This window comes from Larkinella soli (genome assembly GCF_003703975.1).
GTDB lineage: Bacteria > Bacteroidota > Bacteroidia > Cytophagales > Spirosomataceae > Larkinella > Larkinella soli.
The window spans coordinates 547,865-561,531 of sequence record NZ_QTJY01000002.1 but is presented as its reverse complement, the minus strand read 5'-3'; the positions used below and the strand labels follow the sequence as shown (position 1 = coordinate 561,531).

Sequence of the window (13,667 nt, the reverse complement as noted above, 5' to 3'; positions counted from 1 at the left end):
ACCCCCGGCCTTTACTTCAGCTTCATTTCCACCGCTCTCCGAACCGCTTCGGCCCGGGTCCGGCAGTTCAGGCGGTCGAAGATATGACGGACGTGCATGTCGACGGTCCGGGTGCTGAGGTTCAGCCGGGCGGCTATCTCCTTGTTGGACAGACCGTCGACGAGCGTTTGAAGGATTTCCGCCTGGCGTCCGGTCAGGCCGGTCTGGGCGAGGGTTGTCTCCGAAGCCGTCGACGGGCCGGCCTGACCGGACGCCGTTGGAGCACATCGGCCGATCCAGTCTGTGAGCGTAGCCGCCAGCGGTCGGACGGCCAGCTGCCGGGCGTTCTGCAGGGCCGAAGCGAATACCTCTCCGGCTCCCGCCCGGTCGCCCGCCTGAAACCGGCTCCGGCCCTGTCGGTATTGCGTCAGGGCCTGCTGGAGCGGCACCGACAGTTCGGTAAAGGTCCGGACGGCCTGGCCGTAGTGCTCGTCGGCTTCGCCGTACATACCCTGCAGGGTCGCCATTTCGCCGAGGGCAAAGGACAACACCGCCAGGGCCTCCGCGTTGCCGGTCAGGTTGGCGATGGACGACAGCACCTGGATGGTCTGCCGGGCTTCATCCCGGTATTCGTGCTCGGTAAAAAAGGCTATGGCATTCAGCAGGCCCGGCAGCACGTCGTGAACGTCGCGGGTTTCTTCCCAGAACTTCAGCAGCCGGAAATAATACCGGTAAGCTTTTTCCCGGTGGTTCTCCTGTTCTTCCACTACGGCCATCGCCCAGAGGAAAAGCGGGTCGACGAGGTGGAAATTCGCTCTCTCGATCAGAACCGAACAGTCGAGCAACAGCCGCCGGGCCGGGCGCGTCTCACCGCGAAAGGCCCGGATCAGGCCGGTGATCAGCAGACCGAGCGCCTTCGACGCGTCGTTGACGTCCGGTTCGGTGCCGTATTCCCGGCACACTTCCAGACACTTCTTCCAGTCGCCGAGCCGGAACAGAATCCACGACATACAGGTCATACAGAACTGGGCGTCGCCCTCCAGATTCACGCTGCGGCAGTAGTTGAGGGCGGTATGGTAGGCCCGGATGGCCCCGGTGAAGTCGGAAGCATATTCCAGCGTTCCGGCCAGTTTGCGGTAGGTATACGCCGAAGCCTCGATGTGGTTACCGGCCAGCGCCAGTTCCACGGCATCGCGGGCGATCTGCTCCCCTTCCCGGTTTCGTCCCTGAATGGATAAAATATACCCCTTGACGCTGAGTGCTTTGGCCTGAAGGTCGGTCTTGCCGGCCCGGACGGCGGCATCGATGGCCCGGCCGACGGTTTCGTGGGCCGCTGCAAAATCCAGATCGTCGATGTGGCGGATGGCAAGGTCGTGCCAGTCGGGGGCGGCTTCGGCCGGTAGTCCGACCCGTTCGTAGCATTCGGCGGCCTGCCGGCGGCACTGTTTATACTGCTGCCAGCTGCCCTGTAAGGCGTAGGAAATCGCCAGCGCCCGAAGCGTTTCGCCCCGTTTGCGGTCGTCTTCCCGGATCAGCGGGCTTTCGAGGGTTTCGCGCAGGGCCATCACTGAATCATGCACCCGTCCGCTGATCCGCGAACATTGCGCGAACCGTTCCAGCAGGCCCAGCCGTCGGGGTTCATCTTCGCCCTTCGGCCAGTTTTCGAGGGCACGGTGGGCCGTTCGGGCGGCATCGGCATGGGCGTGCAGGCGGCAGTAATCGGCCGATGCTTCGGCGTAGGCCAGCCGGGCCTTGTCTTTTTCCCCGGCTTCCAGCCAGAATTGACCGACCTGTTCGGGTGGAGCCTGCCGGCGGTCGAGGGCCGCAGCGATCCGGCGGTTCAGGAGCTTCCGCTTCGACCAGAGAATATCCTGCCGGATCACTTCCTGTACCAGCGCATGGGTGAAACAGCCGGTTTCAGGGTCTTTTTCCACCAGAATGGCGGCTTTGAACAGTTCGTCGATGGCGGAGTCATCAGCGGAAAGTTCGCTGAGCAGTTCGAGCGGAAACTCCGGACCGAGCAGGGCCGCCAGATCAAGGGTTTCCCGGGCCGTCTCCGAGACGCCGTCGACCTGAAGCACCACCATGTCGCGGATCGTCTGCGGGATCGGGATGCGGTGGTTTTCTTTCAGATGCAGTGCCTTTCCTTCCCGGGCCAGCAGGCCGTTGTGGTGCAGCGCCCGGGTCAGTTCCCCGACGAAGAAGGGCAGGCCCTGCGTCTGGTTGAAAATCAGATCGATCAGGGCGGCCGAGGGCGGTTCGGGCAGGAGGTCGTCCATCAGCCGGGCGGTTTCTTCCCGGGTCAGCGGCCCCAGGCGGATTTCGCTGAAGAACGGCTGCCGACGCAGGTGCGACCGCAGTCTGACCAGCGGATGATCCCGCAGGACCATATCGTCGCGGTAGGTCAACACCAGCGTGACGGGGCAGGCCGTCAGCCCTTCAAGCAGCGCCGGCAGTATGTCGAGCGTGGCCGTATCGGCCCAATGCGCGTCCTCTACCACCAACAGCAGGGGTTTTTCGGTCGCCACGGCGGAGAAGGCCTCCCGAATGGCATCGGCCAGGGTGCTTTTATCACCGGTTACGCGGCCGGTTTTCAGTTCAGGCAGCAGCAGGCCGAGGTGAGTCAGGAGGGGCAGGTCCCGGAGCTGCGGGCCGAAATCCGACCGGATCATCCGCAGGGCATGAATCAGCGGGGCATAGGGGAAAGCGAGCGATTCGAAATAATGGTATTCGGCGGTGTAATGGGGCCGGTTCAGAGCCGCCGTTTCCCGCACCAGGCTCGACTTGCCGATGCCGGAGGGGCCGGCCACAAACAGAACCTGAAGCGCCCCGGCCCGACTTTTTTCAAGCGTCTGCCGGATGCGGGAGAGAACGTCGGTACGACCGATCAGCGTCATGAGTTTGGGAGGAAGGACGTATCTGCAAAGATAACCCGCTACAAATCAATCCCTTTCTACCGGTTGCTAAATCGCCCGAAAATACCGTTCGGCTCATTTTGAATCCTTTTCGGCTAAGCCCCTTTCCAGCCCTCTCCGGTAGTTTTGCCGCCGGTATCAATAACCACATCCATGAAAAAGGGAATGATTTGGCTGTATTCGCTCCTGTGTTACGGCGTCGGGCTGGGAGCCACGGTCGTCTATTGCGGGTTTCTGGGCGGTATGCCGCTGCCCCGGACCATCCAGTCCGGAGAGCCGGTTTCGATTCCGGCGGCCCTGGGCACCGATCTGCTGCTGGTGGTCCTGTTCGGGCTTCAGCATAGCGGCATGGCCAGACAAACGTTCAAGCAATGGTATCGCCGACGGTTTCCTTCGGCCACCGAACGCAGTACCTATGTTCTGCTGAGTTCGCTCTCGCTGCTGGCGCTGGTCGGCTTATGGCGGCCGGTTTCGCCGGAACTTTACGACCTCCGCGGAACGGTGTCGGGCCTGCTGCTGACGGGTCTTTACGGCCTGGGCTGGGGAATTTGTCTGTTCAGCACCTACCTGATCGACCATTTCGACCTGTTCGGGCTGCGGCAGGCCTGGTATTATGGCCGGGGAGAGACGGACCATCCTCCGCAGTTTCGGACGCCCCTGCTCTACAGGGTGGTCCGGCATCCGATCTACCTCGGCTGGCTGATGATCCACTGGTTTACGCCTTTCCTGACGCTGGGGCAGGTTTTTCTGGCCCTCGCCATGACGGTTTATCTCCTCATCGGTATGCATTACGAAGAAAAAGACCTGATCCGGCAGTTCGACGAGGAATACCTGCTTTACCGGAAAACCACCCCCCGCATTCTCCCTTTTCTACCTACCAAAATCGTTTCCGAACATGAAAAGACCTTGGGTTAAACTTCTGACCATGCTGGTCGGAATCCTGGTACTGGCGGCTGCCTTCGGCTTTCTCTGGGTCCGTCGGGAGTACGCCAAAATGGAAAGTGACGACCCCGGCGTCTGGGAGCCGGTAATTGCGGATTTCGAGGCCGAAGACCGAAGCTCGCCCGTACCCCGTCAGGCGGTTCTGTTCGTCGGGAGTTCGAGCATCCGGTTCTGGAACTCGCTGGCCGAGGATATGCACCCGGTTCCGGTAATCCGGCGCGGGTTCGGCGGGGCCAAACTCCAGGACGTCAGTTTCTACGCCGACCGCATCATCTTTCCCTACCGGCCGAAGGCCATCGTGCTGTTCGCCGGCTCGAACGACATTTCGGGCCGCCCTAACGACAAAACGCCCGAGCAGGTGGCCGGGGCCTTCCGGCGGCTGGCGGAGCAGATCCGGCACCGACTGCCCGACACCCCGCTGTACTACCTCGCCATCACTCCGACCCGAAGCCGCTGGGAGGTCTGGCCGAAGGTGCAGCGGGCCAACCGGCTGATCGAACGGTATTGCCGTACGCAGCAGCACCTGTTTTTCATCGATACCACCCGGTATTTTCTGACGAAGGAGGGCCGGCCGAACGAGGACCTGCTCTGGTGGGACGGCACCCACCTGAACCGCGACGGCTATGCGATCTGGACCCGTATTCTCAAAGCCCGGCTGCTGAAGGAAATCTATGGTCAGCCCTGAACACCCCTGCGAACCTCGACGGGACTGCGGCCGTATTTTCGCCCGAACGCCTTCGTGAAATTACCGGCCTGCCGGTAGCCGGTCTGGTCGGCAATGTCGGTGATCGGCAGGCTGGTATGTGCCACCAGCTGGTAGGCGTGTTCGAGCCTCAGGTCCTGAATGAACTGCTTCACCGGCGTGTCGAACAATTTGCGGAAGCCGTATTTCAGTTTGAAGCCGTTCAGCCCGAAGCTGCGGCCGATGCTTTCGAGAGTCAGGTCAGCCAGGTAGTTGGCTTCCAGGTAGTTCCGGATTTCCAGCAGGGTGGCGATGTCTTCCTCCCGCAGCTTGCCTTCCCGCAGGATTTCCTGGTAGGAGCGGTCTTTCCCGGCGGTTACGGGCCGGGCATACACCCGAATCGGCACCGGCTGCCCCGGCAGGCTCACCTCCCGGACCGGTTCCAGCCGGAACAGCAGCGGAGAGAGCAGGTTCCGGGCGGCTTTGGTCACCCAGGCCTGCCCGGCCTCCATGCTGTCGAGCAGCCCGGCAGCCAGGTCGACGGCGGGGCCTTCCGGCCGCCGGTCCTCCCGGCGACAGACCCCCGTATGCACCGCCATACGCAGCGTGTCCGGAGCCGGACCGGTCTCCTGGATGGCGAGGAGGCAGCGGTAGGCTTTCTCCGGCCCCGCGAAAATCCCGACTACCGTATCCTCCGATCGGCGAAAGGCTTCACCGCCCTGGTGGGAAATAAGTTCAATGAAGTCGGGAGATTGATTTTGGCCCACAGGGCGGAAGGCCAGCACCGTGGCGAGGAAGGAGCCGGTCGGAGGGGCGCTGCCCGGGCTGCCGAGGAACTCCCGGATCAGCCGGAGAACTGCCTCCGAACGGCCGAGCCAGGGAAGGTGGTCGATGCCGTCGAGGAGTTCGAACCGCGCGCCGGGGATGTGGTCCGCCAGGTATCGGCCCAGCGGCAACGGAATGAGCCGGTCCCCGGACCGGTGAATGATCAGCACCGGCACCTGGAGGCTGGGCAGCGTCTGCCGGACGTCGATGCCGAGGTTCATCCGGTAAAGCAGCAGGGCCGCCTGCGGTCCGGCGCTTTTCCGGAGCATGGAGGCCCAGGCGTTCCGGTACACCGGGTCGTCGGCAACGCTGGGAGCCATCAGCGGCAGGCCGAGCGGTTTTCCCCAATTTCGCTCGATCTCTTTCAGCGTTTTCTCATGAACGGAAAGCGGCAGCCCGATCGGATAATCGGGCTGCCGCGTCCAGCAGGCATAGCTGCCGTAAAGAATCAGGGACTCGACCCGCTCGGGGAAGACGGCGCTGAAGAGGATTGCCATCGGCCCACCTTCGGAAAAACCGAGGAGGGTGGCTTTTTCGATGCCTTCGCGATCCATGATGGCCCGGAGGTCTTCCATCCGCTCGTCGAGCCCCGGCAGGTTTCGTTCGCTGACCCGGTCACTGAGGCCGACGCCCCGTTTGTCGAAGAGAACCAGCCGCGAAAAACCGGCGAGTTCGGTCAGCCATTCGGTGACGCCGGGCAGGTGCCAGCCTTCTTCGAGATTGGACACCCAGCCGTTGATCAGAAAAACCGTCTTTTCGCCTTTCCCCAGGATCTGGTAGGCAATATTGAGGTCTTTCGATCGGGCGTAACGGATGTCGGTCGTTCCGGTTTCGTCAGGCGTTCCACCATTTTTTGTGGTTGGCATGGGTATACAAATAGCTTCCCTCCTTGAAATAATGGTCGTAGAAGTCGAGGTCGAGCTGGTGGGCCTGGAGATAGGTCAGGCAGAATACCGCCGGCACCGAACCCGGGAACTTCCCGAACGTATCGTAAATATACTGCGCCATCGTGCCGACGCACTCCTGAAAGTCGGCGTCGTGAAACCGGGCGCTCGACCGGATGCGGGGGCTTTCCTTCCACGGTCCGGGGGTGCCGGCATGGAATGGCCCGCCGGCGCCGAATTTCCGCTCGACGATGGCCCGCGTGGCCGCGAACATATCCTTGTGGTTCGGCGGGCAGAAGGCCTCGAAAATACCCGGCAGACCCGTGACGTCCGGCAGGGGAGAGTCTCCGACCTTCCGGTGGTGGAAACCCAGCCCGACACCCGGTTCTCCGCCGGCGCCCAGCATGGCGAACCGGTCGATGCCGTCGAACATCCAGCCGCCCAGCCCCGTTGCCTGGAGCATCAGCATCCCCGCATAACAGGCCGTGGACACTTCGGCGGTGGCCTCCGTCAGGCAAAGTTGTTCGAGGTAGCTCAGCGGATACGGGTTCTCAATATCGACCAGGTGTCTGAATTTCTCAAGGCCTTTTATTTTCCGGTTGTTCGTATCGTCGTAGATGCAGTACCCGTTCTGCACCAGAAAGCACAGGGCGCCGAGCATATGCTGGGCTACGTCGGCCACCGGGATGAGCAGCGTACTTCCGGGAACGTTGACGCACCAGGTGTTATGTCCATCCATGAACGGTTCTTTGGCCGGAATGTTGAGACGCCCGTTCTGAAGCTTCACGATTCGCTTTTTATGTTCGGTAAGCCAGTGGTTCAGATCGAAGTCCCCGTTTTCCTTCTTCACGAGGGATTGAGCGTCGCGTGTCGGCAGGAAGTAGACGCCCTTGTCGTCGGTAAAAAAGAACTCGGTGGTGTGGAAACCGGCCGAGGAGGGGAACGTCCGGCCCCCGGCGGCCATCGAGTAATTAGCCAGGTGCGGAGCGTATTTGGCGTTGCGGTAGATCATGTGGTGCCAGCCGGTATTGCCGGTGGCGGCCGCCAGCACGAGCATCTGCTCCAGATCGCTCAGCGGCTCGGGCGCGTGTTTCGACTTGAATTTCACCGGCCCGTCGGGGATTTCGGCCCCTTTCGAGAAGCGCCGGGCGCGCCGGCCGTAGAGCGCTTCGATCAGCGGAAACCGGATGGCTTCGGCCAGCCCTTTCGGAACGTCGGAGAGCCCGTCGAGCCGGGTGCGGCCCCGTTCTTTCAGCGCGTGGCCTTTTTGGGTAAAGCCCAGTTCGGAAAGCATGGCGCCGGAGGCAAACAGCAGCGAACCGACCATTTCCCGGCGGTTGACGCTCGAATTGCTTTTACTCATGGTATGGAGGAAGGTTATCGATTGGTGTGATAGAGATAATTCGGTCGGAGGTAAGCCGGGATGAAATGCTGCCGGATGAGGTTCTGGTAGCTTTTCGAAGGCGCTTCCGGGCGGTTTTCGGCGGTTTCGACGCAAAGGTGCCGGCAGCCCAGAGCCCGGGCGTCGCGGATGCGCTGCCGGATGAGGGCGGTTTGCGCGCCGAGGTTCCGGTGGCCGGGCAGCGTGGCTCCCAGCGCCATCACTCCCACGTCGTGGCACTGATACAGGGCCGCTACGGCCACGGCTTCCTCTCCGTTCAGGGCGAGGTAGTGCCGCCAGCCGGCCCGGCCCAGCGAGGCCGCGAAGGAGTAGCCGACGGCTTCCGGCCAGTCGAAGGCAGTATTGACGATGCGGGCGTAAGTATCCTGGTCGGCTGCACCGGCAATTCGGATGGTTAGGTGGGTTTCGGCTTCGGGCAGCGGCCATTCCGCGTGCCGATAGAGCATCGCCCACTGGTTGTAGCGGAGGTAGCCCCGGGATTCGAGCAGTGTGCTGAAGGCATCGGACTGAGTACCGGGAAAGACCGGTACGAAAAACCGGGGAATGCCGCCTTCCGCGAAAAACGTTTCGACGGCGTCGAGGGCGGCTTCCCCAACTGCCCGCTGAAGCCCGAGGCCCAGACAGCGGTTGAAGGCCAGAATGTCCGGTCCGGCGAAACGGCCCGCCAGCCCACCGCCGGGCAGGGCCCGGGTGTGGATGGCCGGCTGTAGTTCCGGTAGCCTGCCGGCAGTGAGCCAGAACTCCCGCCAGCAGGCTACCCCAGCCTGCTCGACGGCAAGCCACAGAACATTTTCCTTTACTGCGTTCACTATGTATTTGTTGTTGTGGAATGTTTGACAAAAGTACCGTGCCGGCCGGGGGGCGGCAACGCGTAAATTACCGTACTGCCGGAAAAGATTACCGTATCCGTTCGCTTCGCCGGAACTGCGAAAGGAGCCCGACCGATACCGTTGAAAATTTTTTTTTGAAATTTCTCTTGACTCTCCCCTTGCGTCATAGTCTACCTTTACCCCCGTCAATCGTAAATCCTTGCTGATGAGGACGTATTCAGTAAACAAACTGGCAAAACTGGCGGGGGTCAGTGTGCGCACGCTGCACCACTACGACCGGTTCGGCCTCCTGAAACCATCCATTCGTACGGAAGCCCGGTACCGGCTTTACGGCGAGAAAGAGTTACTCCGACTCCAGCAGATTCTCTTTTACAAGGAGCTGGATTTTTCGCTGGAGGAGATCCGGCGGGTTTTGGAGGACCCCGATTTCAACCTGATCAGGGCGCTCGAAAGTCATAAGAGTGCCTTGCAGGATCGTCGGGACCGGCTTTCGTCTTTACTGGAAACGATTGACAACACCATTTCCAGAATTAAAGGAGAAAAAACCATGTTGACAGACGAAGAATTGTATGCCGGCTTCCCGAAAGAACAAGCGGAAGCCTACCGGCAGGAAGCCGTTGAAAAATACGGCGCCAAAGTGGTCGAAGAATCGGAGAGCAAACTCCGGAATCTGACGAAAGAACAATGGGCGCAGGCCCGGCAGGAAGGTCTCGACATCAACCGGACCCTGGCCTCGCTGATGCACCGCGACCCGACGGAGGAGGAGGTTCAGAACGCGGTGGCGCGGCACTTTGCCCACATTCGCCTGTTCTGGGGCAACTCGGTGGCCAACGGCAATCTGTACGAAGCCTACAAGGGGCTGGCGCAGCTGTACGTCGACGATCCGCGGTATACCACCCACAACGGAAATCACAACCCGGAGTATGTGCAGTTCCTGAGCCGGGCCATGAAGCATTTCGCCGAAACCCGACTGAAATAAGCCGCACGACCGCCTACGTTTCGCAGGCCGCCCCATCCGGGGCGGCCTGCTGCATTTCAGGGAGATTTGGCATAACGCCCGGATATGGTTAAATTCGGGGAAAGAAACAGCTTCATGAGTACCGTCGAATTAAAATCGAGCCTTCACCACCTGATCGATCTGATCGATGACGATGCGGTTCTCCAGGCATATGTTACCCTGTTGTCCCGGGAAGTGAATCATCAAAAGGATTTTTGGGATGAATTGACCGAAGATCAGAAACAGAAAATCGACCGTGGCCTGGCCGACCTTAACGAGGGAAAGAAGAAATCTCTGTCCGAAGTATTTAAAAAGTATCAGTAGTGGAGATTTTTCTTTCACACTTTATCAATTCGCCCAAATACCCTGAATGAAACCAATCCTTGCTTTGCTTCTGGCGGGAGGGGCTGCGCTGGCGCAGGCTCCGGCCAAACGCCCCATCAACACGACCGACATCGCCCGTCTCCAGTCCCTTTCCGACCCCCAGGTATCGCCCGACGGCAAGTGGGTGGCTTTTGGACAGGCTTCCGTCGACGCCGAAAAAGACAAACGCAGCACGGACCTCTGGATGGTCAGCTGGGACGGAAAGGAAACCGTGCAGCTGACGCACAGCACCGAGGGCGAATCGATGCCCCGCTGGAGTCCCGACGGCCGCTATCTATCGTTCATTGCCGCCCGCAACGGCGACAAAGACCCCCAGCTCTGGCTCCTCGACCGCCGGGGCGGAGAGGCCAGTAAGCTGACCAGCCTCAAAGGGGAACTGGAAAGCTATGAATGGGCCCCGGACGGAAAAAAAATTGCCCTCGTCGTTCGGGATAAGGACTATTCCGACTCGGCCAAGACCAAAATCCGGACGCCTTACGTCATCGACCGCTACCATTTCAAGGAAGACATCAAAGGCTACCTCGACCGCCGGGCGGCTCACCTGTATCTGTTCGACGTCGCCAAAAAAACGCTCGATACGCTCACGAAAGGGCGTTTCGACGAGGAGTCGCCGGTCTGGTCGCCCGACGGCCGGCAGATCGTGTTCGTCAGCAACCGCACCGCCGACCCCGACCGCAACGAGAATACCGATCTCTACCTGATCGACGCCCGCGCCGGGGCGGCCATGAAGCCGCTGACCCAGTGGGCCGGCCGTGACAATAACCCGGTCTGGAGCCCCGACGGAAAAAAGATCGCCTACCTGCGTTCGACCACCCCGGCCAATTTCATCATGTACGACCAGCCGGTTCTGGCAACCGTTCCGGTTTCGGGCGGTGAACCGACCCTGCTCTCGGCCGCGCTCGACCGCCCGGTCCGGAGTCCGCGCTGGTCGGCCGACGGAAAATCCATCGCGGTGCTGGTCGACGACGACCGCCGGACTTACGTGGGAGCCTACGAAACCGCAACCGGCACCTTCAGCCGGGTGGCCGGGGGCGACCGCGCCTTCGCCGACCTCAAGACCCACCCGAACGGGAGCTGGGTGACCCTGATGAGCGAGCCGGCCGTGCCGACGGAGATCTATGCCGTGGAGAACGGCAGCGTTCGCCGGCTGACCACCGTGCAGGAGGCTTTTCTGGCCCCGCTGGCGCTCGCGAAAGTGGAGGGGTTTACCTCGAAAAGTAAAGACGGCACCGAGGTGTCCAATCTGCTGTTCCGACCCGCCAACGCGCCGGCCGGACAGCGGCTTCCGGCCATTCTGTTCATTCACGGCGGGCCGGTCGGGCAGGACAACTTCGGTTTCGACCTGTCGCGGCAGCTGCTGGCCGGGGGCGGTTATGCCGTCATTGGGGTCAATTACCGGGGCAGCAGCGGCCGTGGGCTGGCCTTCTGCAAGTCCATCTACGGAGAATGGGGCAACAAGGAGGTCATGGACATTCTTGGGGCGGCCGATTACCTCGTCGCCAACGGCATTGCCGACCCGGCGAAGCTGGGCATCGGCGGCTGGAGTTACGGCGGCATCCTGACCAACTACACCATTGCGACCGACCCACGGTTCAAAGCGGCCGCCAGCGGAGCCGGCAGTTCGCTCCAGATCACGATGTACGGGTCCGATCAGTATGTGAATCAGTATGAGAACGAACTCGGCCTGCCCTGGAAAAATCCGGAGAAATGGATGAAGGTGTCGTACCCGTTCCTGAAAGCCGATAAAATCAAAACGCCGACGCTGTTCATGGGAGGGGAGAAGGACTTCAACGTTCCGATCGCGGGCAGTGAGCAGATGTATCAGGCCCTGAAAACGCTGGGCGTTCCGACGCAGCTTATCATCTACCCGGGTCAGTTTCACGGGATTACGGTGCCGAGTTATCAGAAAGACCGCTTCGACCGGTACCTCCGTTGGTTCGATCAGTACCTGAAGGTGCCGGTGGCCGCCATTTCTTCGGAGACGCAGGGTAAATAATGGCTATTTGCCGGACATGGAAGGCATGGGTTCGTCTTTCCGATCGTTATTTGTAACCTTCGGTAGACAAATCAATGCCTTTTAATTCATTTTTTGTAAATTCGTGTTGTTACACGAGAATGCCAATGAATTCGGTGCACACGAATCGGAGAATGATCAACAGACGCGTATGGGGAGTGTTTCTTCGCCGGCCCACGCTGGCCGAATGGATCATTATGATGATGAGCCTGGTTCTCGCCGTTCAGACGGTATTGCCCTCCTTTTCCCGGGGACTCGACTGGCCGGTGGCCGTCGTCCTGTGTATGGGTTTCCTGTTTCTTTTCTTCCGGGAAGCCCAGTGTGACCACCCCCGGTATTTTTATAAATGGTTGTGGGCGCTGTTCGCCACCGTCAAACTGAATGCGCGCCTGGTGGCGGAGGTCTTCACTCCGCAGACCGCACAGCTTCTCAACATCGTGCTGTTCATCGTGCTGCTGCGCTCCATTCATACCTACAACCTGGCCAATGACCGGCTGCCGCTGTTTTTCCGGAGGGAAGATCAGTAGCCGTACCAGTCGCCCCACCACCGCTGCAACTGTTTGCGGATCTCGTTTTCCCGGGCGTTTGTACCCGGTTCGTACAGCTTTGTGCCCTGAAGTTCTTCCGGAAGAAAATTCTGGGGGACGAAATTTCCCTCGAAATCGTGGGCATACTGGTAATTTTTGCCGTAGCCGATCTGTTTCATGAGCTTGGTCGGCGCATTGCGGAGAGGCAGCGGTACGGGCAGGTGCGAGGTCTTTTCGGCCAGTTCGAGGGCTTCTCCGATCGCCGTGTAGCTGGCGTTGCTTTTGGGGGAGGTCGCCAGATACACCGCCACTTGCGAAAGGATGATGCGGGATTCGGGAAAACCGATGGTTTTGACGGCCTGCATGGCGTTGTTGGCCATAATCAGGGCGGTGGGGTTGGCGTTGCCGATGTCCTCCGACGCCAGGATGATCATCCGGCGGGCGATGAACTCGGGGTCTTCCCCGGCGATGATCATGCGGGCCATCCAGTAGAGGGCCGCGTTCGGGTCGCTGCCCCGCAGGGATTTGATGAAGGCCGAAATAATGTCGTAATGCTGTTCTCCGGATTTGTCGTACCGGGCAATCTGCCGCTGGGCCACGCTGGTCACCAGTTCGTCGGTAATGACCATACCCTCGTTGTCGGGCTGGGACGTCACCACCAGTTCGAGCAGGTTCAGCAGCTTGCGGCCGTCGCCCCCCGAAAGCCGCATGAGGGCCTCGTAGGACTCGATTTTGATCTTTTTCTCTTTCAGATAACTATCTTTCTCCAGCGCATGGTCGATGAGTTGCTTCAGCTCGTCGGCGCCGAGTGCTTCGAGAATATACACCTGACAGCGCGACAGGAGGGCCGAGTTCAGTTCGAAGGACGGGTTTTCGGTGGTGGCTCCGATCAGGGTGATCGTTCCTTTCTCGACGGCCCCGAGCAGGGCGTCCTGCTGCCCTTTGTTGAATCGGTGAATTTCGTCGATGAAGACGATCGGCGGAAACAGTCCGGAGGGGCGGCTCAGGACATCCCGAACGTCCTTGACACCGGCACTAACGGCGCTCAGGCTGTAGAACGGGCGTTTGGTCGCTTCGGCGATGAGCTGGGCGAGGGTGGTTTTCCCGACCCCCGGCGGTCCCCACAGGATCATGGACGGAACCCGATTGGCGGTCAGGGCTTTACGAAGGGGGCTTGCCGGCCCGATCAGCTTCTGCTGGCCGATCACGTCATCAAGTGTACGGGGGCGCATTCGCTCGGGCAGGGGCGTGGTAATGGTGTTCATCGGTACAGGGGTGTTGCCGGG

11 protein-coding genes are annotated in these 13,667 nt (G+C 60.7%); 6 read left to right on the top strand and 5 right to left on the bottom strand.

Annotation, left to right across the window (positions count from 1 at the left end; genetic code table 11):
* Window positions 1-11 precede the first annotated feature (11 nt).
* Entirely contained in the window at window positions 12-2,876 is a 2,865-nt protein-coding gene (locus DX909_RS08550) for a helix-turn-helix transcriptional regulator (RefSeq protein ID WP_128544727.1), read from the bottom strand.
* 171 nt (window positions 2,877-3,047) lie between these two features.
* On the opposite strand from DX909_RS08550, the gene DX909_RS08545 reads away from it, so the two are divergent.
* Together DX909_RS08545 and DX909_RS08540 are read left to right on the top strand one after the other, a co-directional pair.
* Window positions 3,048-3,809 (top strand): methyltransferase family protein, encoded by a 762-nt coding sequence (locus DX909_RS08545; protein WP_128544726.1) that lies wholly within the window; start codon window positions 3,048-3,050, stop codon window positions 3,807-3,809.
* A complete protein-coding gene (locus DX909_RS08540; RefSeq protein ID WP_128544725.1) occupies window positions 3,790-4,521 on the top strand; it encodes a GDSL-type esterase/lipase family protein in 732 nt (243 codons plus the stop codon). Before DX909_RS08545 ends, DX909_RS08540 begins: the two co-directional genes overlap by 20 nt.
* On the opposite strand, the gene DX909_RS08535 is transcribed toward DX909_RS08540, so the two are convergent.
* From DX909_RS08535 to DX909_RS08525, 3 genes are read right to left on the bottom strand one after another with little or no spacing between them, the layout of a single operon-like run.
* Complete coding sequence (locus DX909_RS08535; RefSeq protein ID WP_128544724.1) at window positions 4,512-6,209, bottom strand: alpha/beta fold hydrolase; 1,698 nt, start codon at window positions 6,207-6,209, stop codon at window positions 4,512-4,514. The two genes, DX909_RS08540 and DX909_RS08535, sit on opposite strands and share 10 nt — an antisense overlap.
* On the bottom strand, window positions 6,178-7,590 hold the full coding sequence (locus DX909_RS08530; RefSeq protein ID WP_229310988.1) for a hypothetical protein: 1,413 nt from the start codon (window positions 7,588-7,590) through the stop codon (window positions 6,178-6,180). Before DX909_RS08530 ends, DX909_RS08535 begins: the two co-directional genes overlap by 32 nt.
* Window positions 7,591-7,604: 14 nt before the next feature.
* The gene (locus tag DX909_RS08525; RefSeq protein WP_128544723.1) at window positions 7,605-8,438 is read right to left on the bottom strand and encodes a GNAT family N-acetyltransferase; all 834 of its coding nucleotides are present in this window, start codon (window positions 8,436-8,438) and stop codon (window positions 7,605-7,607) included.
* Between the two features lie 226 nt (window positions 8,439-8,664).
* Here DX909_RS08525 and DX909_RS08520 point away from each other — a divergent pair, with 226 nt between their 5' ends.
* The 4 genes from DX909_RS08520 to DX909_RS08505 all read left to right on the top strand — a co-directional run bounded on the left by DX909_RS08520 (window position 8,665) and on the right by DX909_RS08505 (window position 12,381).
* On the top strand, window positions 8,665-9,438 hold the full coding sequence (locus DX909_RS08520; protein WP_128544722.1) for a MerR family transcriptional regulator: 774 nt from the start codon (window positions 8,665-8,667) through the stop codon (window positions 9,436-9,438).
* 114 nt (window positions 9,439-9,552) lie between these two features.
* On the top strand, window positions 9,553-9,780 hold the full coding sequence (locus DX909_RS08515; RefSeq protein ID WP_128544721.1) for a hypothetical protein: 228 nt from the start codon (window positions 9,553-9,555) through the stop codon (window positions 9,778-9,780).
* Window positions 9,781-9,826: 46 nt separating this feature from the next.
* Window positions 9,827-11,836, top strand: coding sequence for a S9 family peptidase (locus tag DX909_RS08510; RefSeq protein ID WP_128544720.1), 2,010 nt, complete (start codon window positions 9,827-9,829; stop codon window positions 11,834-11,836).
* A gap of 152 nt (window positions 11,837-11,988) precedes the next feature.
* Complete coding sequence (locus DX909_RS08505) at window positions 11,989-12,381, top strand: hypothetical protein (protein WP_128544719.1); 393 nt, start codon at window positions 11,989-11,991, stop codon at window positions 12,379-12,381.
* Here the strand turns inward: DX909_RS08505 and DX909_RS08500 are convergent.
* Entirely contained in the window at window positions 12,375-13,646 is a 1,272-nt protein-coding gene (locus DX909_RS08500; protein WP_128544718.1) for a replication-associated recombination protein A, read from the bottom strand. The two genes, DX909_RS08505 and DX909_RS08500, sit on opposite strands and share 7 nt — an antisense overlap.
* Between the last annotated feature and the right edge of the window lie 21 nt (window positions 13,647-13,667).